Genomic DNA, 23,455 nt, shown 5'->3' with positions numbered 1-23,455 from the left:
CTCAGTCACTGATGATGTGATTGAACCTCCGCTATCGGGAGCAAACCCCCTCCCACATTTTTTGTCTGTATTGCCACATTAAGTATGAAAACACGACATTCCAATGTCGCTTATCGGACAGTTCGCCCTGCAACAGTGCGTTTATCGGCCAAATTCTGTAACCTTGCCGCCTCTTTAAGTGCTCGCATCCCAAAAGGAAGCCGCGCGCTAGACCGGTCGGTGCCCACAAGGGCCGGCAGCATTTCCCTCATCCATAGGGAAGCCCTCTCTAAATTCCGATTCAGTAGTGTGGTATTTCCTCAAATGAAAGTGTTGAAAAGCCAGGACATCCTGGCGTTGGGCTTCATGACTTTTGCCCTGTTCGTGGGGGCCGGCAACATCATCTTCCCGCCTATCGTTGGTTTGCAGTCCGGGCCCCATGTCTGGATGGCGGCGTTGGGTTTCCTGATCACCGCAGTCGGGCTCCCGGTGGTCACCGTGATCGCCCTGGCCAAGGTCGGTGGTGGTATGGATGCGTTGAGCAGCCCGATCGGCAAGATCGCCGGTGGCCTGCTGGCGGCGGCAGCGTATCTGGCGGTAGGGCCGCTGTTCGCCACCCCGCGTACCGCGACCGTGTCCTTTGAAGTGGGCCTGGCGCCGTTGACCGGTGAAAGCCCGCTGGCGCTGTTCCTCTACAGCGCGGTGTACTTTCTGGTGGTGTTTTTCGTCTCCCTGTACCCGGGCCGTCTGTTGGACACCGTGGGCCGTTTCCTGGCACCGCTGAAAATCATCGCGCTGTCCATCCTTGGTATCGCCGCGTTTGCCTTGCCGGCCGGTGACGTGGGCGTCGCCAACCCGGAATACGTGGCCGCGCCGTTCTCCCAAGGCTTTATCTATGGTTACCTGACCATGGATACCCTGGGCGCGCTGGTGTTCGGTATCGTGATCGTCAACGCGATCCGTTCTCGTGGTGTCGAATCGCCTAAATTGATCACCCGCTACGCGATCATTGCCGGGCTGATTGCCGGCGTCGGCCTGGCGTTGGTGTATGTCAGCCTGTTCCGCCTCGGGGCGGGCAGCCATGAGATCGCCGCCGGTGCCGCCAATGGCGCCGCCGTCCTGCACGCCTACGTGCAACACACCTTTGGCTCCCTGGGCAGCGGCTTCCTGGCCGTACTGATCTCCCTGGCCTGCCTGGTCACCGCCGTCGGCCTGACCTGTGCCTGCGCCGAGTACTTCAGCCGGATCCTGCCGCTGTCCTACAAGACCCTGGTGGTGATCCTGGCGCTGTTCTCGCTGTTCGTGTCCAACCTGGGCCTGACCAAACTGATCGCGTTTTCGATCCCGGTACTCACTGCGATCTACCCGCCATGCATCGTGCTGGTGGCTTTGAGCTTCTGCAAAGACTTCTGGCAGGAGCAGAGCCGCATCGTTGGCCCGGTGATGTTGGTGTCGTTCATCTTCGGCTGCATCGATGCGCTCAAGGGCGCCGGCCTGGCGGGCTGGATGCCGTCGCAATTGGCCAACCTGCCGTTGAGCGAGCAGGGCCTGGCGTGGCTGGTGCCATCGGTGATGATGCTGGTGGCCGCGGTGGTGGTTGACCGCATGCTGGGCAAGCGCAGCGAAGCGGTCGCGTAACCCCCGGCTTCACGCTGTATTGAAATGCCCCGTATCGATTGATACGGGGCATTTTTTATGGGCGGCGGGCAGTGCCTTTTTCCGTGGGCTAACGTCGAAGGAGTAACGCAAAGCTCAAGCTGGAACCCGGCGCCCACACTTAACCGGGTTCATGAAATCTGTCGTGTATAAGGACCCGCATGCCGTTTATCGAAGCCAACCTGATCCACTTGCTTGCCGCCCTCTGGTTCGTCCTCTGTTGGGGCGGCTACACCCGTTATGCCACCTGGAAAGCCCGCGACACTGCCTGTCTGGCCAGCGTGCTGCACCTGTATCGCGAAGATTGGATGCGTCGCATGCTGCTGCGTGACAACCGCATCGCCGACGCCAGTGTGATTGGCAATCTTGAGCGCAACGCCTCGTTCTTCGCCTCCAGCACCTTGATCATCCTTGCGGGCATTCTCACCGTGTTGGGCGCCTCGGAGCGGGCAGTTTCATTGCTGGCCGATATTCCGCTGGTGCAGCAGGCATCCCAGGGCATGTCGGAGATCAAGCTGCTGTGCCTGGCACTGGTGTTCGTCTACGCGTTCTTCACCTTCAGCTGGTGCATGCGCCAGTACAACTTTGCCGCGGTGCTGGTGGGGTCGGCGCCGATGATCGGTGAGCGGCACGTGTCGGAGCAGGAGCGCAAGGCGTTTGCCCTGCGGGCGGCGCGGGTGATTTCGATGGCGGCCAACCAGTTCAACTTTGGCTTGCGCGCTTATTACTTCGGGATGACCATGCTGGCATGGTTTGTCAGCCCCTGGCTGTTCATGTCGATGAGCGCCGGGGTGGTGTTGGTGCTGTATCGCCGAGAGTTTCATTCCGACGTACTGCAAGTGATGGTGTATACGCAGACCGATACGTCGCTGCCGGACGTGGCCAAAGACCCGGTGGCGTAAAGCGCTGCAGGCATAGCGCCGGTTTATCGCACTCCGCGCCAACAGCAGACAAAGTAAAGCCCGCTATCTAAGCGGGCTTTCTTTTTGCAGCCAAGCTATTTCAAGCCCCGGTATCAAGAACCGGTTGCTGGAGTAGCAGGTGCTGCTTCTTGTGCTGCGGCTTTGTTCGATTCGGCCTGAGCTTTGGCAGCATCGCCGTTTTCTTTTGCAGCTTCGTTCACTTTATCCTGTGCTGCAGCCATATCTTTCTGAGCTTGCTCAGAGTGCGCGGCGGCATCTTGGGCCTTGTTTTCGGATTTCTTGTCGCAGGCAGCGAGACCGAGGGCAGCGGCCAGCATCATGGAAATAGCTAAAGTCTTGCGCATTGGGTGTTTCTCCTTAGTGAAGATATCTACTGGCCTTTCGAGCACATGGGGCCAGCATTAGTTCCTTATATCCCACAGATATATAAAGCATTTTCCCAAGGAACTTTTTCCGACGGTCCATACTGCGCCGGCCCCACATTCATCAGAGTCTGAACCGAATGACCGAAAATCCCTTGTTAGAGCGTGCCAAGCGCTTTATTTCAGCGTTGCGCCATTGCCAAGTGCTGGGCATTACCGTTCATCAAGCCAGCGAGGAGGGGATTACCCTGGTTCTGCCCTACAGCCCGATGATCGTGGGTGATCCCCAGACGGGCGTGATCCATGGTGGCGCATTGACCTCGCTGATGGACACCGCCTGCGGCATGGCCACCCTGTGCGTGTTGCCGGAGTTCGAGGTGTGCCCGACCCTCGACCTGCGCATCGACTACATGCATCCCGCCGAACCGCACAAGCCGGTGTATGGTTTTGCCCAGTGCTACCGGGTGACCACCGACGTGATTTTCACCCGTGGTTTCGCTTATCAGGACGACCCGCAACAACCCGTCGCCCACACGGTGGGGACGTTCATGCGTATGGGCAAGCGCCTCAAGGGTGCGCAGGGGCTGGGCAGTACAGTCACGGGAGAACAGGCATGACACATCACTTCAAGACACGTCTGGAGCAGGCCCATGAGCACGGCAACTACAAGGCGCTGCTCGATCTGATCCCCTACGCCAAGCTGATCGGCATCGAATGCACGCGGATAGGCGATGAGCTGCTGTTCCGCCTGCCGGCCAACAAGGACAACATTGGTAACCCGATATTACCGGCGCTGCACGGCGGTGTGATTGCAGGCTTTATGGAACTCTGCGCCGCGTTGCACCTGCTGGTGTTCACCGGCGCACCGGGCCTGCCGAAAATCATCGACTTTTCCCTGGATTACCTGCGTGCCGGCCAGTTTCGCGACACTTACGCCAAGTGCCAGGTCTGGCGCCAGGGTCGACGGGTGGCGAACGTGTCGATCACCGCCTGGCAAAGCACCGCGGCCGAACCCATCGCCACCGCCCGCGCGCATTTCAAGATCGGAGAAGTGTCCCGCCCTTGAAATCCTGGTCTTAGCCCCCAACTTTGATGACAACCCGCCGCCAACCCTTCAGGGCGCGGCCACTGCCATCCAATTGGAGTTTGATGACCATGAGTGTGGAAACTCAAAAGGAAACCCTGGGCTTCCAGACCGAGGTGAAGCAACTGCTGCACCTCATGATCCATTCGCTGTATTCCAACAAGGAAATTTTCCTTCGCGAGTTGATCTCGAACGCCTCTGACGCTGTCGACAAATTACGTTTCGAAGCCCTGTCCAAGCCGGAGTTGCTGGAAGGCGGCGCCGAACTGAAAATCCGCGTGAGCTTCGACAAAGACGCCAAGACCGTCACCCTCGAAGACAACGGTATCGGCATGAGCCGTGAGGATGCGATCACCCACCTGGGGACCATCGCCAAATCCGGCACTGCCGATTTCATGAAGCACCTTTCGGGCGACCAGAAGAAAGATTCGCACCTGATCGGTCAGTTCGGCGTGGGCTTCTACTCGGCCTTCATCGTCGCCGACAAGGTTGAAGTGTTCAGCCGCCGTGCCGGTCTTGACGCCAGCGAAGGCGTGCATTGGTCTTCGAAAGGCGAGGGCGAGTTTGAAGTCGCTACCCTCGACAAGGCTGATCGCGGTACGCGCATCGTGCTGCATCTGAAACCCGGTGAAGACGAATTCGCCGATGGCTGGCGCCTGCGCAACATCATCAAGAAGTATTCCGACCACATCGCCCTGCCGATCGAATTGCCGAAAGAGCAGGCCGCCGCCGAAGGCGAAGAAGCACCGGCCGTTGAGTGGGAAACCGTCAACCGCGCCAGCGCCCTGTGGACCCGTCCGCGTACCGAGATCAAGGACGAGGAATACCAGGAGTTCTACAAGCACATCGGGCACGACTACGAAAACCCGCTGAGCTGGAGCCACAACAAGGTCGAAGGCAAGCTGGAATACAGCTCGCTGCTCTACGTACCGGCCCGCGCGCCGTTCGACCTGTACCAGCGCGAAGCGCCAAAGGGCCTGAAGCTCTACGTGCAGCGCGTGTTCGTGATGGACCAGGCGGAATCGTTCCTGCCGCTGTACCTGCGCTTTATCAAAGGCGTGGTCGACTCCAACGACCTGTCGCTGAACGTGTCGCGGGAAATCCTGCAGAAAGACCCGATCATCGACTCCATGAAGTCGGCGCTGACCAAGCGCGTCCTCGACATGCTGGAAAAACTGGCGAAGAACGAGCCTGAGCAATACAAAGGCTTCTGGAAGAACTTCGGCCAGGTCATGAAAGAAGGCCCGGCGGAAGATTTCGCCAACAAGGAAAAAATCGCCGGCCTGCTGCGTTTTGCCTCCACCCAGGGCGAAGACGGCGAGCAGGTGGTGTCCCTGGCCGAGTACCTGGCACGCGCCAAGGAAGGTCAGGACAAGATCTACTACCTGACCGGCGAGACCTATGCTCAGGTCAAGAACAGCCCGCACCTGGAAGTCTTCCGCAAGAAAGGCATCGAAGTGCTGCTGCTGACCGACCGTATCGATGAGTGGCTGATGAGCTACCTCAGCGAATTCGACGGTAAGACCTTTGTCGACGTGGCGCGTGGCGACCTGGACCTGGGCAACCTGGATTCCGAAGAAGACAAAAAAGCCGCTGAAGAAGTGGCCAAGTCCAAGGAAGGCCTGGTTGAGCGGATCAAGGCCTCCCTGGGCGACGCCGTCAGCGAAGTGCGGGTTTCCCACCGTCTGACCGACTCCCCGGCGATCCTGGCCATCGGCGAGCAGGACCTGGGCATGCAGATGCGTCAGATCCTCGAAGCCAGCGGTCAGAAGGTGCCGGACTCCAAGCCGATCTTCGAATTCAACCCGGCTCACCCGCTGATCGAGAAACTCGACGGCGAACAGAGCGAAGAGCGTTTTGGCGACCTGTCGCACATCCTCTTCGACCAGGCAGCCCTGGCTGCCGGCGACAGCCTGAAAGACCCGGCCGCCTATGTGCGCCGACTGAACAAGCTGTTGGTTGAACTGTCGGTTTAACCCCGTTGTAGAAAAACCCGCTTCGGCGGGTTTTTTCGTTCTTGTGCAACCTCAACTGGAGTAAATGATGAGCCAAGTCACTGTGCGTTCCGTGGTCTATCAGATTGATGGCCAGTCTTATGAAAGCCGCCTGGCCTTCGATGCCAGCCAAACCGGTCCGCTGCCGGGCCTGTTGATGGCGCCGAACTGGATGGGCGTGAGTGCAGGGGCCGAAGAGATTGCCAAGCGCGTCGCCAGCAAAGGCTACGTGGTGCTGATCGCCGACCTGTACGGGCAAACCGTGCGCCCGTCGAATAACGATGAAGCCGGTGCGGCGATGATGCCGTTGAAGAATGACCGCCCGTTGCTGAACAAGCGCATGCAGGCCGCGTTAGCGCAACTGCAAGGCCAGAGCGAAGCTGCGGTGGATACGTCCAGGTTGGCCACCTTCGGTTTCTGCTTCGGCGGTTGCTGTGCGTTGGAGCTGGCGCGCACCGGCGCACCATTGAAGGCTGCGGTGTCGTTCCACGGCACCCTCGACACGCCAAACCCGGCGGATGCGAAGAACATCAAGGGTTCCGTGCTGGTGTTGCATGGTGCTTCCGACCCGCTGGTGCCGAAAGCACAACTGCCGGCGTTCGAAGATGAGATGAACGCGGCCGGTGTGGATTGGCAACTGCTGAGCTATGGCGGTGCGGTGCATTCCTTCACCGACCCGCACGCCAACGTGCCGGGCATGATGATGTACGACGCGAAGACCGCTGCGCGGGCGTTCCAGTCGATGCATAACTTGTTGGATGAAGTGTTCAAGGGCTAAGTCTCTGGCCTCTGTCCTGGCCTCATCGCGAGCAAGCCAGCTCCCACATTCGAGCGCATTCCTACAGGGTAAACGCGGTTAAATGTGGGAGCAGGCGGCTATCTCACCGGCAACTCAATTCTTTCGGTTTCACCGGGCACCGTTGGCCAATCCCCAGCCGCCCAACGCTGCCGGGCCTGCTCGATCACGGCCGGGTCGCTCGCGACAAAATTCCAGTTGATCCGGCGTGGCCCATCCAGCGGCGCGCCACCGAACACCACCAGGTGACAATCGCTGTCGGCAGACAGGGTCATCGCCTGTCCGCTCGGCAACACCACCAGGCTGTGTGCCTCAAGCGGCTCACCGTCCAACTGCACGTCACCCTCCAGCACATACACCGCGCGTTCTTCATGCTCGTCGGGGATCAGCAGGGTGGTGGCCGTCTGCATCTGCACATCGGCGTACAGCGTGGGCGACAGCACCGGCACCGGTGATTTGAGGCAGAAGCCATTGCCGGCGATCAGGCGGACCTGCACGCCCAGGTTGTCGCTGACCGGTAGGTCAGCCGCTGGATGGTGGCTGTAATGCCCCGGCCCGCTCTCGTGGTCCTTGGGGGAGGCGAGCCACACTTGCAGCCCATGCAGGCTGAACCCCTTGCTCTTGATTGCTTCGGGCGTGCGCTCGACGTGGGCAATCGCGCTGCCGGCGGTCATCCAGCTCACATCGCCGGCCTGCACCATTTGGTCCGAACCGAGGCTGTCCTTGTGCTGCAAGGTGCCTTCGAACAGGTAGGTGAGGGTCGACAGGCCGATGTGCGGATGCTGGCGGATATTCATGCCGCTGCCCGGTGCATAGCGGGTCGCCAGCATATGGTCGAAAAACACGAACGGCCCGACGCTACGGCATTCTCGCGATGGCAGCGGGCGCAGGATGGGCTGGCCTTCGACATCTTCGAGGCGAGGGCGGATCACGGTGAGGGTGGTCATGGTGCGTCCCTGTCGGAGCGGGTTGGATAGCCCTGAGCATAACCCGCTCGACCGGAGGTTGCCGCTATTGGCTGAAGGCACCTTCCGACAATTTCGTCTCGATACTCACCTCGGCGGTGGTCATCAGCTTGTGTATCGGGCAGCGGTCGGCGATGCGGTGCAGTTCGTCGCGTTGCTGATCGGTGAGCACGCCCTTGAGTGTCAGCTTGACGTTGAGGTGGTACTTGCCCTTTTGCTCTTCGCTGTCGTCGCGGGTGACTTCCACGGTTACGCCGGTCAGCGGGATGCCCTTTCTCTGCGCATACAGCTTCAGGGTCAGGGCCTTGCACGACGCCAGGGCTGCGTCGAAATAGTCGTGGGGCGAGGGCGCGGTGTCGTCACCGCCCAGGCTTTTGGGCAGATCGGTGAACAACTCGTGGTTATCGATGTTGAGGCTGTGGCGGAAGTTGTCGGCATTCAGGGCGTTGACGGTAACAGGCATGGCGAACCTCTCAAGCGTGGCAGGAAGAAAGTCATGCAGTTATAGAACATGCTGGCACTCAAGTGTTCCAGGATTTTTTCCAGATGGCGGGGGGCAGGATTCCCCGCATCAGTTCGAGGCAGCGGAGCAACACCCGCGTACAGGCGAGGCGACCCCGAATTCAAGCGCGAAAAAAACGCCCCGAACCAGTCGGGGCGTTTTCATCTGATCAAGCTGCGGGGCTTACTTGCCCTGCCAGCGTTTCAGCACCAGGGTGGCGTTAGTGCCACCGAAGCCGAAGCTGTTGCTCATCACGGTGTCGACTTTTACGTTTTCGACGGTCTTGGTCAGGATCGGCATATCGGCTACGACCGGGTCCATCTCTTCGATGTTGGCCGAGCCGGCCATGAAGTTGCCTTCCATCATCAGCAGGCAGTAGATCGTTTCGTGAACGCCGGCGGCGCCCAGGGAGTGACCCGACAGGCTCTTGGTGGAGCTGATGGCCGGTGCCTTGTCGCCGAATACCGCGCGCACGCCTTCCATTTCCTTGGCGTCGCCGACCGGAGTCGAGGTGCCGTGGGTGTTCAGGTAGTCGATCGGGGTATCCACGGTGGACATGGCCATCTGCATGCAGCGGATGGCGCCTTCACCGCTTGGCGCAACCATGTCGTAGCCGTCGGAAGTGGCGCCGTAGCCGACGATTTCCGCGTAGATCTTCGCGCCACGGGCCAGAGCGTGTTCCAGCTCCTCGACCACCACCATGCCGCCGCCGCCGGCGATGACGAAACCGTCACGCTTGGCGTCGTAGGCGCGGGAGGCCTTTTCCGGGGTGTCGTTGTACTGGGTGGACAGCGCGCCCATGGCGTCGAACAGGAACGATTGGCTCCAATGTTCTTCTTCGCCGCCGCCGGCGAACACGATGTCCTGCTTGCCCAACTGGATCTGCTCAACCGCGTTACCGATGCAGTGAGCACTGGTGGCGCAGGCGGAGGAGATCGAGTAGTTCACGCCCTTGATCTGGAACGGCGTGGCCAGGCAGGCGGAAACGGTGCTGCCCATGGTCCGCGTGACACGGTACGGGCCAACGCGCTTCACGCCTTTCTCGCGCAGGATGTCCAGCGCTTCCATCTGGTTCAGGGTGGACGCGCCGCCGGAACCGGCGATCAGGCCGGTACGCACGTTCGAGACCTGATCGTGGCTCAGGCCGGAATCGGCGATGGCGTCCTTCATGGCCAGGTAGGCATAGGCGGCAGCGTGGCCGACGAAGCGATAGATCTTGCGATCGATCAACTCTTCGAGGGGCAGGTCGATGGAGCCGGAAACCTGGCTACGCAGACCCATTTCGGCATATTCCGGGTTGAAGCGGATGCCAGGGCGACTTGCACGCAGGTTAGCGGTGACGGTCTCTTTGTCATTGCCCAGGCAAGAAACGATGCCCAGACCAGTGATAACGACGCGGCGCATGCGGATAACCCTTAAAAGTTGTCAGTGGAAGTGAATACGCCGACCCGAAGGCCTTCGGCAGTATAGATCTCGCGACCGTCGACAGTCACCGAACCGTCGGCGATCGCCAGGTTCAGCTTGCCCTTGAGGACGCGCTTGATTTGAATGTTGTAGGTGACTTTCTTGGCACTCGGCAGAACCTGGCCAAAAAACTTCACTTCGCCCGAACCCAGGGCGCGACCGCGGCCCGGCAAGCCTTGCCAGCCGAGGTAGAAACCGACCAGTTGCCACATGGCGTCGAGGCCCAGGCAGCCCGGCATGACAGGGTCGCCTTCGAAATGGCAGGCGAAGAACCACAGGTCCGGGGTGATATCCAGCTCGGCGACCAATTCACCTTTGCCGTACTTGCCACCCTCTTCACTGATATGGGTGATGCGATCCACCATCAGCATGTTCGGGGCGGGCAGTTGCGCGTTACCTGGGCCGAACAGCTCACCGCGACTGCAGCGCAGCAGGTCTTCCCGAGTAAAGGCGTTTTGTTTGGTCATGCGAGCTCCTCAATAATCCCATGCGGCAGGGTAGGGCAAATCTTCCCGAACCGACTGAAGCGTTCATGCCTCACATCGGCAGCCTACACATAGACTATTGCGTTGTAGTGAAAGTCACAGCGTCAAGGCACTGAATGTACACTTGTTCACTGAAATTTTAAACCGGGCCTGTTTATCGGTCCGTTCGGGTGCCTAAGACTGCCGCACTTTCGTCTTTCACGCCAGTCGCAGTTGGCTGATGGCGCGGCGCTATTGCACCCAACGCTGCAGGATTTGCTGCAAATCCGTGCGTTTGAACGGCTTGGCCAGGTAATCGTTCATTCCGGCGGCCAGGCAGAGTTCCCGATCGCCCTGCAAGGCGTTGGCGGTGAGGGCGATGATCGGCAGCTCGGCGCAGCCCGGCAGTTGGCGAATCTGGCGGGTGGCTTCGTAGCCGTCGATCAGCGGTAGCCGGCAATCCATCAGGATCGCGGTGAAAATCAGGCTCTCGGCGCTGCGGATCGCTTCGGCGCCGTCGGTGGCCAGGCTGACCTCAAAGCCCAGACTGCGCAGCATGGCTTCGACCACGGTGCGGTTGACCGGGTTGTCTTCCACCAGCAGCACATGGCGGCCGTCGCCCGCGCTGGCTTTGCCTTCGGCGTTGGCGGCGATGGCCGGCACGCTGTGCTGGTCGATGGCCAGCGGGATTTCCAGGGTGAACACCGAACCGCGACCTTCTTCGCTCTGCGCGCGCAGGGTGCCGCCCATGCGTTCGGCCAGGGTGCGGGCGATGGGCAGGCCCAGGCCGGTGCCGCCGTAACGTCTTGAAATGGAACTGTCGGCCTGCTGGAACGCATCGAACATCAGTTCCAGGCGCTCGGCGGAAATGCCAATGCCGCTGTCGCGCACGGTACAGGTGAACCACACCAGTTCGTGGTCGAGGGGTTGCCAATGGGGCTCGACGCTGACGCTGCCGTGCTCGGTGAACTTGAGCGCGTTGCCGATCAGGTTCACCAGAATCTGGCGGATACGCGTCGGGTCGCCCTGCACGCGCAACGTGTCCAAGCCCGGCGGGATCGGCAGTTCGAGGCTCAGCCCGCGCTGCTGGGCGCTGTGCTGGAAGGCCTGGGCGCAGTTGTTGATCAGGTCCGCGAGGTTGAACGGAATGTGTTCCAGCTCCAGGGCCGCGCGTTCGATGCGCGAGAAGTCGAGGATGTCATTGATGACCTTGAGCAAATGTTCCGTGGACTCGGAGGCCAGCGCCGCATATTCGGTCTGCTCTTCGGTCATCTCGGTGGTTTCCAGCAACTGCAGCATGCCCAGCACGCCGTTCATCGGCGTGCGCAGCTCGTGGCTCATCATCGCCAGGAAGTCCGACTTGGCGTTGTTCGCCCGTTCGGCTTCCTCGCGGGTCTGGATCAGTTGCGCCATGGCCTGCTGCTGTTCGCGGCTGGCCTGGTTGAGGCCTTCGGCAAGGTTGTTGATGTGCCGCGAGAGGTCGCCCAGTTCGGAGTCATCGACAATCGGCAGCGGGGTCTTGTAGTCGCCTTGCTGGATCGCCTTGACTGCATTGCCCATCGCGCTGATCGGCTGCGACAGGCTGGCGGCCAGGCGCCGCGCGAGCAAAAAGGTGAACAGCAGGGCAAACAGCGCGAGCACGCCGGCCTTGAACAGAATCTCCTGTTGGCGCTGGCTGAAGGCATCGTTGGACATGCCGACGATCACCCGGCCCAGGTAGTCGGCACGCGGCGCCTTGGGTTCGTTGAGGTTGTCCTGGAAAAAGTCATTGCCCAATTGGATATGTTGCAGGCGGATCGGGGCCTGGAACACTTTGACCGACAGCGAGCGGTCGTGGTTTTCCGAAGGTTGCTCGACGTACACCAGGATGTTCTCGGCGCTGTCCTGGATCTCCAGGAAGCGCACATGGGGCGTGGCCAGCGTCGCGCGCAGCAGGCTGTCGAGCACGTCGTTGTTGCCGGAGATCACTCCGTATTCGGTGGCCGGGGCCAATTGGTTGGCGATCAACTGGCCGGTGTGGTCGAGTTCCTGGCGCAGGTCCTGGATACGCACGAAGGTGAAGAAGCTGATCAACAGCAACGTCAGCAACAGCGCCGGCCCCAGGGTGATGAGCTGGGTGCGGGTGTTGATGTCCCAACGACGACGTAAGGTCATGGGCGTTGTTCTCCTTCGGCCAGGCGGGCGGCGACGTTGGCTTCGTCGACCTGTTCGATGCCCAGTGAGCGTGCGACTTGCGGGTTGCCCACGACTTTGAAGCGCTCCGGGTACATGGCGCGCGGCCAGCCGGCCGGCGGGTGATCGAGCAGGCGGTCGAGTACGGCCAGCCAGTCGGTCTGGTCGCTGTAAGTACTGGCCAGGCTGCCGGCCTTGACGAAGCCGGCATTGGGCCCCACCAGCGGCAGTTGCCGGGCATAACTGCTGAGCAGCAGGTTTTTCGCGGTTTTCGGGTTGTATAACTGCGGGTCGTCAAGGCCGAGCAGCACATCGCTGTTTCTGAACAAATGCTGCAGCGGGCGACTGTCGTTAATGTCGTCCCAGCGCTGGGGCACGATCTCCAGGCCCATCGGCGCGGCGTACTGGCGCAACTCGCGGAGCAGGAATTCACTGTCGGCGCCGTAGAGCACGCCGATGCGGCGGGCCTGGGGCAGGATTGTGGCGATCAGCCGCAGTTGGCGCTCCAGCGGCGGGTCACTCCACAGCAGGCTGATTTTGCCCGGCACGCCCTGGCCCAGGCGCTGGTGGGCCTGCAGGCGGCTGATGCGCAACACCAGGGTCGACGGCCCCTGGGTATCCTGCAGGCGCCAGTCGAGGCTGGGCAGGTCCAACAGGATCAGGCGCGTATTGGCCGGTAGGCGGCTGGGCACGGGCAGGTTGGCGAGGGGGGTGAAGGTTACGCGGTCGTCGGGGCGCTGCTGGGTGAGCGCCTGGACGAAGGCCTGCACCCCGGCGCCTTCTTCGGCGGCGGTCAGCAGGATATTGGCGCTCCAGGCCGGTACGCTGAGCAGCAGGCACAGCAGCAGCAGGCCGCGTTGCCAGCGTCTGGGGAGAGAGAGGAGGGTCATCCGTGACTGAGCGCCCATGTCAGAACTCTAACTCCGCGCTGAAGTAGAGCACTTGGCGATGGTCGTAGTTGTTGTCGGCCCAGGTGGTGGGCTGGTTGTCCAGGCGTTGTTGCAACATGCCGGCCAGTTCCACGTTGGCGTTGCCCAGGGCCATGCGCTTGGCGACCCGCAGGTCGACCCGTTCGAAGCGATAGCGGTTAAGGGCATCGTCGCCATAGTAGAACAGGGCGCTGGACCAGCCTTGCCCCCATTCGCGCAACCAGCCGGCCGAACCGCTGTTGCGTGCGGTTTGCGCCTTGTCCAGCGGGTTGCTGGTGCTGGCGTCGACGTAAGCGTAGGTCAGCCGCAGGCGGTCGGCGTTGCTCATGCGCCAGTCGAATTGGGATTCTGCGCCGGTAAAGCGCGAGCTGTTGGCGTTGCTGGCAATGTACTGATTGTTGCGCAGCGGCGAACTGATCATGTCGGTGATTTCGTCGTAGAACAGTTTCACGTCCATGTTCAGCCCGATGTCGGCAAAAAAGCCGTTATAGCCCAATTCACGGGATTTCATCAGTTCTTTGTCGAGATTGCCCGGGCCGCGCGTGACCACGAAGTACTGCCCGGAATTCTGCCCGTAGGCCGGCGAGTCGAGGTTGGTGACGCGATAGCTCCAGTTGACGTTGTTCTCGAACATGTCCGGCGAACGGATCGCCTCGGAGTACACCGCGCGCAGGCCGTGGCGCGGGTTGATCAGGTAGTTGACTGCCACCCGCGGCGTCAGCGAGTTGCCGCTCAGGTGGGTGTCTTCGTACATGGTGCCGCCCTGCAGCAACCAGTGCTCGCTGGCGCGCCATTCAAGCTGGCCGAACAGGCGCCAGGTGGTGTCATCCAGAGTGCCGTTGAAATAGGTGTCGGAGTCGGCGCGGTCATAGCGATAGTTCATACCGCTGACCAGGCGCAGGCTGTCGGACAGGCTCAGGGTGTCCTGGATCTCCAGGTCGTAGCGGCTTTCGCGGGTGCTTTGGTCGATGTCGCCGCATACGCTCTGGCTGGCGCCGTTGCGCCATTGGTCCAATACTTGGTTGCCCAGTGCTTGTTCGTCGGCGCTGCCGGGAGGCGCAACACCTTGGCTGTAGGTGTCCATATGCCGGGCCAATCGCTCGGCATAATTGGGGTTGAGCTGCCACAGCCGGGTCAATTCCGGGCTGAACGACACCTTGGCGTCACAGGCTTTCCAGATCTGCCGGCGGTCCCATTGTTGGGCCGAGCCCTGGATATACAGGCTGTGTTCGGGATTGAAATCGAAATTCCAGCGCAGGGAGCCGGAATAGTCCTTGGCGGTAACGTCGGAATTGTTGCCGCCCTCGGTAATCCCGGCGAATACCGGCGTGTAGGTATAAGGACGCTGGTTGGTCCCTTCCTTGGCATTCAGTTGCCAGTCGATGCTCTGTTGCGTGTTCAGCGTCTGGCTCACCGCCAGGCTGAAGCGGTTGAGACGCCGGCCGTCACGACGGTCGGCGCCCACCGCGTTGCTGTCAAAGCCATCGTCCTGCTGCCCGGACATCGACAGGCGCAGGTCGCCGGTTTCCCAGCCCACGCCCTGGCTGGCATAGAAGTCGTTGATCCCGCGTTCGCCGCGTACCACTTTTACCCTTGAACCGTGGCTGTCGGCCGGTGAGCGTGTGAGGATATTCACCACAGCCATCAACGCATTGGCGCCGTAGCTGACGGTGTTGGGCCCGCGGAACACTTCGATGCGCTCGATGTCTTCCATGGCCACCGGAATATCGCTCCAGTCCACCGTGGCCAGGCCTGCGCGGTACACCGAGCGGCCGTCGATCAAGACCTGCATGCGTCGCGCATCGCTGGCATTGGTGCCGTGGTAGTTCACCGCCGCCTGGTTGCCGCTGGTGTAGCCGACCATCATGCCCGGCACCAGCCGCAGCAACTCAGCGATGTCTCGCGCGCCGCTGGCCTTGATCAGTTCGCTGTCGATCACGGTCATGCTGCCGGGCACGGCGGCGGCCGATTGTTTGAGGCGAGTGGCAGTCAGCACCTGCGGCAGCGGTTGGTTGTCGAGGAACAGGTCGTCGGCGAACACCGCGCCGCTGCACAACAGCATCAACCACAACGATGAACGGGGAGGAGGGCCCAAATACACGGCACGGCCTTGATAATTACGGATAGCCGACCATGTTAACCGAGGCGGGGCCATTTGCCAGTCGTCGCCTTTGCAATTACCCCGCGTCGCTATGGCATTTTCCGACAGGCGTGTGAATTGATACGGGGGCTGGCCGCAAGCGGGGGGCTCCGTATAATGCGGCCATCGCCACTGGTATGGATTAACGGATTGCATATGACTGAACAGCGCCCTATTGCGGTCCTGGGAGGCGGAAGTTTTGGTACCGCCGTGGCTAACCTGCTGGCTGAGAACGGTCATGCGGTGCGCCAGTGGATGCGCGATCCCGAACAGGCCGAGGCCATTCGCGTCCATCGAGAAAATCCTCGTTACCTTAAAGGCATCAAGATTCATCCGGCCGTCGAGCCGGTCACCGACTTGCAGGCGACCCTGGAGGCCTGCGAGCTGTGTTTCGTCGCGCTGCCTTCGAGTGCCTTGCGCTCGGTGCTCGCGCCTCACGCCGAACGCCTGGCGGGCAAGCTGCTGGTCAGCTTGACCAAGGGCATCGAGGCGCACACCTTCAAGCTGATGAGCGAAATCCTCGAAGAGATCGCCCCGCAGGCGCGCATCGGCGTGCTGTCCGGGCCGAACCTGGCGCGGGAAGTGGCCGAACATGCGCTGACTGCCACCGTGATCGCCAGTGAAGATGAAGCACTGTGTGAGCGGGTCCAGGCCGTGCTGCATGGGCGCACCTTCCGCGTGTACGCCAGTGGCGATCGCTTCGGCGTCGAGCTGGGCGGTGCGCTGAAAAACGTCTACGCGATCATTGCCGGGATGGCGGTGGCGCTCGGCATGGGCGAGAACACCAAGAGCATGCTGATCACCCGCGCGCTGGCAGAAATGACCCGCTTCGCGGTGAGCCAGGGCGCCAACCCGATGACGTTCCTGGGCCTGGCGGGCGTGGGCGACCTGATCGTCACCTGCTCGTCGCCGAAAAGCCGTAACTATCAGGTCGGTTTCGCCCTCGGCCAGGGCCTGAGCCTGGAAGACGCCGTGGCGCGCCTGGGCGAAGTGGCCGAAGGGGTCAATACCCTCAAGGTGCTCAAGGCCAAGGCCCAGGAGGCCGGCGTGTACATGCCGCTGGTCGCCGGGTTGCACGCGATCCTGTTTGAAGGGCGCACCCTGAATCAGGTCATCGAGTTGCTGATGCGCGCCGAGCCGAAAACCGATGTCGACTTTATTTCCACCAGTGGTTTCAACTGAGGAACGCGTCATGAACGATCCGAAAGCAGCTCCCAAGTACGAGTCCATCGCCCTGCGCATCTTGTGGATGCTGGTGTTTGCCCTGGTGTGGCAAGTGGCGCAATTCCTGCTCGGTGCGTTGGTGGTGGTGCAACTGATTTACCGGCTGGTCTACGGCGCGCCGAACCTGGGCCTGATGAATTTTGGCGACAGCCTGAGCCAGTTCCTCGCGCAGATCGGCCGCTTCGGCAGTTTCCACACCGAGCAAAAGCCCTGGCCATTCGCCGACTGGCCGACGCCGCGTGCGCCGGAAGGCGAAGCCGCCCACAGCGTGCCGCCAGCACCGCACCCGGTGCGCGATGAAGAGCCAAAACTGTGAAACTGTGGATTTTGCGGCACGGTGAAGCCCAAGCGCATGCCCGCACCGATGCCGAGCGCGAGCTGACCGAGCATGGCCGCGCCGAAGTCTTGCGCAGCGCGGCGCACCTGATCGGCCAGCCCATCAGCGCGATCATTGCCAGCCCGTATGTACGGGCGCAGCAGACCGCGCAGCTGGTGCGTGAAGCGCTGGGCTTCGTGCCGGACATCCGCACCGTGCCCTGGCTGACACCGGACGGCAATCCGCAGCAGGTGCTGGAAAAGCTCGACACGGATGAGAATGTGCTGCTGGTCAGCCATCAGCCGCTGGTCGGCAGCCTGACCAGCTTTTTGCAGCATGGCCATCAGCGTCAACCGCTGCCGATGTACACCGCCAGCCTGGCGGAGTTGGAGGGGGAATGCCCGCTGGCGGGGCTGATGAGCCTGGTCAGTGTGAAACATCCGTAGGCGCTTTCACTGCTTTGTGTGTGCTATATAGTCAGCCGAGCAAGTGCTTGGTTGGCTATCATCGGACCACAAAGGAGCGCGTCCCATGCCCGTCGCTTTTCGTTTGCCGTTGCAGGTCTTCTTCGAACGTGAAGCGCGGCATCCGCGCAAACCCTTCCTGGTGCAGCCCGTCGGCGGCGACGAGGTACAGACCCTCACTTGGGCCGAGGTCGGCCACCAGGCCCGCTGCGCCGCGCATTGGCTGCGTGCGAGGGAACTGCCCCAGGGGTCGCACGTAGCCCTGATCTCGAAAAATTGCGCGCACTGGATCATCGCCGACCTGGCCATCTGGATGGCCGGGCATGTCTCGGTGCCGCTCTATCCCAACCTCACCGCCGATTCCGTCGCCCATGTGCTGAAGCACTCCGAGGCGGCGCTGGTGTTCATCGGCAAGCTCGATGACTGGCCCGCCATGGCGCCCGGGGTTCCGGCCGACGTGCCCACCATCGGCCTGCCGCTGTGTCCGGCGGGTGACTTGGATTTCAGCTGGACCGAGCTGCAAGCCTGTTCACCGATCCAGGATCAGCCGCTACCTGCCGCGTCGGATCTGGCCACCATCATCTACACCTCCGGCACCACCGGCCTGCCCAAGGGCGTGATGCACAGCTTCGGCGCCCTGGGCTTTGCCGCCACCGGTGGCACCGAATTGTTCGGCCTGGGGGAGGGTGACCGGCTGCTGTCGTACCTGCCCTTGTGCCATGTGGCGGAGCGGATGTTTGTGGAATTGGCGGCGATCTATACCGGGCAAACCGTGTATTTCGCCGAAAGCCTTGAGACTTTTCTGAGGGACCTGCGTCGGGCACGGCCGACGGCGCTGTTCGGGGTGCCGCGTATCTGGACCAAATTCCAGATGGGCGTCTATGGCAAGATCCCGGCGACGCGCCTGGAGCGCCTGTTGCGGCTGCCCTTTATCGGCAAACGCGTGGGCCGCAAGGTGCTGGCCGGCCTGGGCCTGGACGCGTTACGCATTGCGCTGTCCGGCGCGGCGCCGGTGCCCGAAGCCTTGTTGCGCTGGTATCAACGCCTGGGCCTGGATGTGCTGGAGGTGTACGGCATGACCGAGAGTTGCGGCTATTCCCATGTGTGTCGCCCCGGCCAGCAGACAATCGGCTGGATCGGCCTGCCGTGCCCGGGCGTTGAAGTGCGTATCGACCCGCTCGGTGAAGTGCAGGTGCGCAGTGGCGCGACCATGCTCGGTTACTTCAAGGACCCGGAAAAAACCGCCGAAACCCTCACCCCGGACGGCTTCCTGCGCACCGGCGACAAGGGCGAGCAGGACGCCGAGGGCCGTCTGCGCCTGACCGGGCGTCTCAAGGAAATCTTCAAGACCAGCAAGGGCAAGTACGTGGCCCCGGCGCCGATCGAAAACCGTCTGGCCGAACATGCACGGATCGAACAGGTGTGTGTGGTCGGCGACGGCCTGCCTGCGCCGATGGGCCTGTGCGTGCTGTCGGCGGCGGGCCCGGCGGATGCGCGCCAGGCCTTGCACGGCAGCCTTGAACGCTGGCTGGAGCAGGTCAACGCGGCGTTGGACAAGCATGAGCGCCTGCGTCAATTGGTGGTGGTGAAAGACAGTTGGGCGGTGGAAAACGGCTTCCTGACACCGACCTTGAAGATCAGGCGCAATGTCATCGAATCGACCTACGGCCCACAGTTTCAGGTGTGGAGCGAGCGCACCGAAGTCATTCTGTGGCAGGATTAGGGCCATCATAAAACCAATAGGGACAACGGTATGAGCCTGTGGCGCACCCAACCCAATATCGAGCAACTCAACGCTCTGCAGAAAAACACCATCGGTGAAGTGCTGGATATTCGCTTCGAAAGTTTCGACGAAGAATCCCTGACCGCCAGCATGGTGGTCGATCAGCGTACCCATCAGCCCTACGGCCTGCTGCACGGCGGCGCGTCGGTCGTGCTGGCCGAAAGCGTCGGCTCCATGGCGGCCTACCTGTGCATCGATGCGAGCAAGTTCTATTGCGTCGGCCTCGAGGTCAATGCCAACCACCTGCGCGGGGTGCGCAGCGGGCGGGTGACGGCGGTGGCGAGGGCGATTCATATCGGCCGCACCACCCAGGTGTGGGACATCCGCCTGACCAACGATGATGGCAAGTCCAGCTGCGTCTCGCGCCTGACCATGGCCGTAGTGCCCCTGGGCGAGAACCCGCCGGCGCGATAGGCGTGGCGTGAGTGTCATCATTCCTGGCGGTTACGGTCATTGCCGTAACGGTCGGGCGTGGTGACAATCAATGTCTGTTTTTATAGATGGAACCGGTATGTCGCAGCACGTGTTTTTTGCCCACGCCAATGGCTTCCCTTCGGCTACCTACGGCAAGTTGTTTGCCGGCCTGGCCCCGGAATATACCGTCGCGCACCTGCCGCAGCACGGCCACGATCCAAGGTTTCCGGTGGACGACAACTGGCAGAACCTGGTGGACGAACTGATCCACCATCTGCAACAGCAGCCCGAGCCGGTGTGGGGCGTGGGCCATTCCCTGGGCGGCGTGTTGCATTTGCACGCGGCCATGCGCTGCCCGCAGTTGTATCGCGGCGTGGTGATGCTCGACTCGCCGGTGCTGACCCGTGCCGACCGCTGGGTGATCCGCGCCGCCAAGCGCTTTGGTTTTATCGACCGCCTCACCCCGGCCGGGCGCACCCTGGGCCGCCGTGAAGAATTCGCCGACCTGGACGCCGCGCGCAGTTACTTCGCCGGCAAGACCCTGTTTCGCGGCTTCGACCCGGAATGCTTCGACGCTTACCTGCAACATGGCCTGTATCAGGTCGGCGATCGCCTGCGCCTGCGTTTCGATCCGGCCACTGAAATCAGTATCTACCGGGGCGTGCCCCACACCAGCCCGGGCCAGGTGCGCCAGTTGAAAGTGCCGCTGGCGGTGGTGCGCGGGCGCCAGAGCCGGGTGGTGATGCGCCACCACGCCAGCGGCGTCGGGCGCCTGCCCATGGGAGAAATGCTCACCATGCCCGGCGGCCACATGTTCCCCCTCGAACGCCCCCAGGACACCGCGACCTTGCTCAAGCAGCTGTTCGCCCGTTGGGAAGCCCGCGAGCGCAGTTGCGCATGAGTACGCCGGTCGAAGAAGTGCGCCTGAGCCTGCCGCATATCGAATTGGCCGCGCATCTGTTCGGTCCCGAAGACGGTCTGCCGGTGATCGCCTTGCATGGCTGGCTGGACAACGCCAACAGCTTCGCGCGGTTGGCGCCGAAACTGCAGGGCATGCGTATCGTCGCCCTCGACATGGCCGGCCACGGGCATTCGGCGCATCGTCCGACGGGGGCCGGTTATGCCCTGTGGGATTACGTCCACGATGTGCTGCAGGTCGCCGAACAACTGGGCTGGAAACGTTTTGCATTACTTGGCCATTCCCTCGGCGCCATCGTCTCCCTGGTATTGGCCGGTGCCTTGCCGGAGCGGGTGACGCACCTGGGCTTGATCGACGGTGTGATCCCGCCGACCGCCACTGGCGAGAACGCCGCCGAGCGCTTGGGCATGGCGTTGCAGGCGCAATTGAACCTGCAGGGCAAGCGCAAGCCGGTCTACGGCAACCTTGATCGCGCCGTCGAAGCGCGGATGAAAGGGCTGGTGGCCGTGAGCCGCGAAGCCGCTGAACTGCTGGCCCAGCGCGGGTTGATGCCGGTGCCGGGCGGTTACACCTGGCGAACGGACAGCCGCTTGACCCTGGCATCGCCGATGCGTCTGACCGACGAGCAAGCCATGGCTTTCGTGCGCCGCGTAGGTTGCCCTACTCAACTGGTGGTCGCCGCTGACGGCATGCTGGCGAGACATCCCGAATTGCTTTCCCAGCTACCGTTTACCGTGACGACCCTGCCCGGTGGCCATCATTTGCACTTGAATGACGAGGCGGGCGCGGTCCTTGTTGCAGACTGTTTCAATCGGTTCTTCTCTGCACCTTGACTTGGCGCGGTCAACTGCCGAGGCTGGGCGGATTGAAAGGGAGTCAACCATGAACGATCTCAACACCGATCTTGAAACTGCTGCGACCTCCGATGGCCAGGGCTCAACTATCCGATGAGCGTGCGTAAAGGCTGTATCCGTGCCCTCGGGCTGTGTGTGTTCAGCCCGTTGGTGTTCGCCGCCGATGTGCCGGGTAGCCAGGACTTGCCCGCCGTGGCCCGTCAGGTCGACGCGCAAATCATCGATTATCGTCCCGCCGAAGAAAAAGAGCGCATCTACCCCATGGGCGCGATCCGCAAGATCAGCGGCCAGTTGCGTTACGAAGCCCAGGCCACCGCGCGCGGCCAGGCCACCGCCATCACCTATGAACTGCCCGCCGAGCACACCTCCAGCGCTGCGTTCACCGCCACGCGCGAAGCGCTGCAGCAGCAGGGCGCGCAGCTGTTGTTCTGGTGCCAGGCCCGTGACTGCGGTGAAAGCAGCCTGTGGGCCAATGAAGTGTTCGGTAATGCCAAGTTGGTCGGCGCCGATGGCCAGCAGGAATACCTGCTGTTGCGTCTGGCCGCCCCGCAGGACAATTCCCTGGTGGCGTTGTACGGCATCACCCGCGGCAATCGCCGGGCTTACCTGCATGTCGAACAGATCGATGCCGGCACCCCGCTTGGGGAGCTGCTGCCGACCTCCGCCACGCTGTTGCGCGAACTCAAAAGCACTGGCGAGCTGGATTTCCCGGCTTTGGGAACGGACCCCGATGCCACCTGGTTGACCCTGATTTCCCGCGGTTTGAACCTCGACACCACCCTGCGTGTCAGTTTGACCGGCCCCCATGCCGAAGCGTGGCGCCAGGCCCTGATTGACAAGGGCGTGCGGGCCGCACGCCTGGAAACCGGTACCGAGCCAGCCAAAGGCCTGCACCTGCATCTGATACGCTGACCGAAACAGGGCGAACGGACCCGCGCCGTTCGCCTAAACTGACTGCCTTCAGCCTTTTCCTAGAGAAACTCCATGCTCAATAACGATCGCCTGCTGGTGCAAATCCTGCTGCTGGTGCTGTTCGGTGCCAGCTTCTGGGTGATGGCGCCGTTCTGGTCGGCGCTGTTCTGGGGGGCGGTGCTGGCGTTTGCCAGTTGGCCGCTGATGGTGTTGCTGACCCGCTGGCTGGGCGGCCGCGAATCCCTGGCCGCTGGCATCCTGACCTTGGGCTGGATGCTGCTGGTGGCGGTGCCGCTGGTATGGCTGGGGTTCAACCTCGCGGACCATGTGCGCGACGCGGTGGCGTTGATCAAGGATATTCAGGTCGACGGTTTGCCGGCGGCGCCGGCCTGGTTGGGGTCGATTCCCTTTGTCGGAGAACGGCTGGTGGCGATGTGGGACAGCATCGACCAGCAAGGCGCGGCGCTGATGGTCAGCCTCAAGCCGTACCTGGGGCAGGTGGGCAACTGGCTGCTGGCGCGCAGCGCGCAGATCGGCGGCGGCATCCTGGAGCTGACCCTCAGCCTGGTGTTCGTGTTCTTTTTCTACCGTGACGGGCCGCGCCTGGCGATGTTCGTCCACCGCCTGCTGGAGCGCTTGATCGGCGAACGTGCCGGTTACTACATCGAACTGGTGGCCGGCACCGTGCAACGCGTGGTCAATGGTGTGATCGGTACGGCGGCCGCCCAGGCCGTGCTCGCGCTGATCGGCTTCCTGATCGCCGGGGTGCCGGGCGCGCTGGTGCTGGGTATCGTCACGTTCCTGCTCAGCCTGATCCCCATGGGGCCGCCGCTGGTGTGGATTCCGGCCACGGCCTGGCTGGCGTGGAAGGGCGATTACACCTACGCAGTGTTCCTCGGCGTGTGGGGCACGTTCATCATCAGCGGCGTGGACAACGTGCTCAAGCCGTACCTGATCAGCCGTGGTGGCAACCTGCCGCTGGTGATCGTGTTGCTCGGGGTATTCGGCGGCCTGATCGCGTTTGGCTTCATCGGCCTGTTTATCGGCCCGACCTTGCTCGCCGTGGCGTACAGCCTGCTGATGGATTGGAGCGCGACCCAGGCCCAGAGCCGCCGCGAAGACGAACCGCTGTAGCTGAG

General features: G+C 62.2%; 23 protein-coding genes. 15 read left to right on the top strand and 8 right to left on the bottom strand.

Annotated features, from left to right (window positions below):
- Nucleotides 1-303: 303 nt before the first annotated feature.
- Both brnQ and C5F70_RS15105 read left to right on the top strand, forming a co-directional pair.
- Complete coding sequence (brnQ, locus tag C5F70_RS15110) at nt 304-1,617, top strand: branched-chain amino acid transport system II carrier protein (protein WP_079443179.1); 1,314 nt, start codon at nt 304-306, stop codon at nt 1,615-1,617.
- A 179-nt stretch (nt 1,618-1,796) separates the two neighbouring features.
- Nucleotides 1,797-2,537 carry a DUF599 domain-containing protein gene (locus C5F70_RS15105; protein ID WP_017846772.1) on the top strand — a complete coding sequence of 247 codons (741 nt, stop codon included), beginning with the start codon at nt 1,797-1,799 and terminating at the stop codon, nt 2,535-2,537.
- A gap of 113 nt (nt 2,538-2,650) precedes the next feature.
- Here C5F70_RS15105 and C5F70_RS15100 read toward each other — a convergent pair whose 3' ends face one another.
- Nucleotides 2,651-2,902, bottom strand: a complete 252-nt coding sequence (locus C5F70_RS15100; RefSeq protein ID WP_017846773.1) for a hypothetical protein — start codon at nt 2,900-2,902, stop codon at nt 2,651-2,653.
- Between the two features lie 158 nt (nt 2,903-3,060).
- On the opposite strand from C5F70_RS15100, the gene C5F70_RS15095 reads away from it, so the two are divergent.
- From C5F70_RS15095 to C5F70_RS15080, 4 genes are all read left to right on the top strand, one after another.
- A complete protein-coding gene (locus tag C5F70_RS15095) occupies nt 3,061-3,537 on the top strand; it encodes a PaaI family thioesterase (RefSeq protein ID WP_017846774.1) in 477 nt (158 codons plus the stop codon).
- Nucleotides 3,534-3,986 carry a PaaI family thioesterase gene (locus C5F70_RS15090; RefSeq protein ID WP_017846775.1) on the top strand — a complete coding sequence of 151 codons (453 nt, stop codon included), beginning with the start codon at nt 3,534-3,536 and terminating at the stop codon, nt 3,984-3,986. Before C5F70_RS15095 ends, C5F70_RS15090 begins: the two co-directional genes overlap by 4 nt.
- Before the next feature lie 89 nt (nt 3,987-4,075).
- A complete protein-coding gene (htpG, locus tag C5F70_RS15085) occupies nt 4,076-5,980 on the top strand; it encodes a molecular chaperone HtpG (protein WP_017846776.1) in 1,905 nt (634 codons plus the stop codon).
- A 67-nt stretch (nt 5,981-6,047) separates the two neighbouring features.
- Complete coding sequence (locus tag C5F70_RS15080; protein WP_017846777.1) at nt 6,048-6,776, top strand: dienelactone hydrolase family protein; 729 nt, start codon at nt 6,048-6,050, stop codon at nt 6,774-6,776.
- Between the two features lie 98 nt (nt 6,777-6,874).
- On the opposite strand, the gene C5F70_RS15075 is transcribed toward C5F70_RS15080, so the two are convergent.
- From C5F70_RS15075 to C5F70_RS15045, 7 genes are all read right to left on the bottom strand, one after another.
- Entirely contained in the window at nt 6,875-7,741 is an 867-nt protein-coding gene (locus tag C5F70_RS15075) for a pirin family protein (RefSeq protein ID WP_102618156.1), read from the bottom strand.
- A 64-nt stretch (nt 7,742-7,805) separates the two neighbouring features.
- Complete coding sequence (locus tag C5F70_RS15070; RefSeq protein ID WP_104903621.1) at nt 7,806-8,222, bottom strand: OsmC family protein; 417 nt, start codon at nt 8,220-8,222, stop codon at nt 7,806-7,808.
- 222 nt (nt 8,223-8,444) lie between these two features.
- Nucleotides 8,445-9,665, bottom strand: a complete 1,221-nt coding sequence (fabB, locus tag C5F70_RS15065) for a beta-ketoacyl-ACP synthase I (RefSeq protein ID WP_017846780.1) — start codon at nt 9,663-9,665, stop codon at nt 8,445-8,447.
- An 11-nt stretch (nt 9,666-9,676) separates the two neighbouring features.
- On the bottom strand, nt 9,677-10,192 hold the full coding sequence (fabA, locus tag C5F70_RS15060) for a 3-hydroxyacyl-[acyl-carrier-protein] dehydratase FabA (RefSeq protein ID WP_003190035.1): 516 nt from the start codon (nt 10,190-10,192) through the stop codon (nt 9,677-9,679).
- A 249-nt stretch (nt 10,193-10,441) separates the two neighbouring features.
- Nucleotides 10,442-12,343, bottom strand: coding sequence for an ATP-binding protein (locus tag C5F70_RS15055; protein WP_104903620.1), 1,902 nt, complete (start codon nt 12,341-12,343; stop codon nt 10,442-10,444).
- Nucleotides 12,340-13,269 carry an ABC transporter substrate-binding protein gene (locus C5F70_RS15050; protein ID WP_104903619.1) on the bottom strand — a complete coding sequence of 310 codons (930 nt, stop codon included), beginning with the start codon at nt 13,267-13,269 and terminating at the stop codon, nt 12,340-12,342. The genes C5F70_RS15055 and C5F70_RS15050 overlap by 4 nt, the downstream gene beginning before the upstream one ends.
- Nucleotide 13,270: 1 nt before the next feature.
- On the bottom strand, nt 13,271-15,391 hold the full coding sequence (locus C5F70_RS15045; RefSeq protein WP_371920067.1) for a TonB-dependent receptor plug domain-containing protein: 2,121 nt from the start codon (nt 15,389-15,391) through the stop codon (nt 13,271-13,273).
- A gap of 195 nt (nt 15,392-15,586) precedes the next feature.
- Here C5F70_RS15045 and C5F70_RS15040 point away from each other — a divergent pair, with 195 nt between their 5' ends.
- From C5F70_RS15040 to C5F70_RS15000, 9 genes are all read left to right on the top strand, one after another.
- The gene (locus C5F70_RS15040) at nt 15,587-16,612 is read left to right on the top strand and encodes an NAD(P)H-dependent glycerol-3-phosphate dehydrogenase (RefSeq protein WP_017846784.1); all 1,026 of its coding nucleotides are present in this window, start codon (nt 15,587-15,589) and stop codon (nt 16,610-16,612) included.
- A 10-nt stretch (nt 16,613-16,622) separates the two neighbouring features.
- Nucleotides 16,623-16,970 (top strand): DUF4389 domain-containing protein, encoded by a 348-nt coding sequence (locus C5F70_RS15035; protein ID WP_017846785.1) that lies wholly within the window; start codon nt 16,623-16,625, stop codon nt 16,968-16,970.
- The gene (gene sixA, locus C5F70_RS15030) at nt 16,967-17,416 is read left to right on the top strand and encodes a phosphohistidine phosphatase SixA (protein ID WP_017846786.1); all 450 of its coding nucleotides are present in this window, start codon (nt 16,967-16,969) and stop codon (nt 17,414-17,416) included. The genes C5F70_RS15035 and sixA overlap by 4 nt, the downstream gene beginning before the upstream one ends.
- Before the next feature lie 85 nt (nt 17,417-17,501).
- Entirely contained in the window at nt 17,502-19,157 is a 1,656-nt protein-coding gene (locus C5F70_RS15025; RefSeq protein WP_046384186.1) for an AMP-binding protein, read from the top strand.
- Between the two features lie 30 nt (nt 19,158-19,187).
- Nucleotides 19,188-19,631, top strand: a complete 444-nt coding sequence (locus C5F70_RS15020; RefSeq protein WP_017846788.1) for a hotdog fold thioesterase — start codon at nt 19,188-19,190, stop codon at nt 19,629-19,631.
- A 97-nt stretch (nt 19,632-19,728) separates the two neighbouring features.
- Nucleotides 19,729-20,532: an alpha/beta fold hydrolase gene (locus C5F70_RS15015; protein WP_017846789.1), complete on the top strand. Its 804-nt coding sequence runs from the start codon at nt 19,729-19,731 to the stop codon at nt 20,530-20,532.
- Nucleotides 20,529-21,383, top strand: coding sequence for an alpha/beta hydrolase (locus tag C5F70_RS15010; RefSeq protein WP_017846790.1), 855 nt, complete (start codon nt 20,529-20,531; stop codon nt 21,381-21,383). The genes C5F70_RS15015 and C5F70_RS15010 overlap by 4 nt, the downstream gene beginning before the upstream one ends.
- Before the next feature lie 114 nt (nt 21,384-21,497).
- A complete protein-coding gene (locus C5F70_RS15005) occupies nt 21,498-22,316 on the top strand; it encodes a DUF4892 domain-containing protein (protein WP_017846791.1) in 819 nt (272 codons plus the stop codon).
- 72 nt (nt 22,317-22,388) lie between these two features.
- A complete protein-coding gene (locus C5F70_RS15000; protein WP_017846792.1) occupies nt 22,389-23,450 on the top strand; it encodes an AI-2E family transporter in 1,062 nt (353 codons plus the stop codon).
- The last annotated feature ends 5 nt before the right edge of the window (nt 23,451-23,455 follow it).

Origin of the sequence: Pseudomonas sp. LH1G9, assembly GCF_002949975.1 — a bacterium.
Taxonomy (GTDB): Bacteria; Pseudomonadota; Gammaproteobacteria; order Pseudomonadales; family Pseudomonadaceae; genus Aquipseudomonas; species Aquipseudomonas veronii.
Note: the sequence above shows the minus strand (reverse complement) of the source record. Positions and strands in the feature narration are given on the sequence as shown.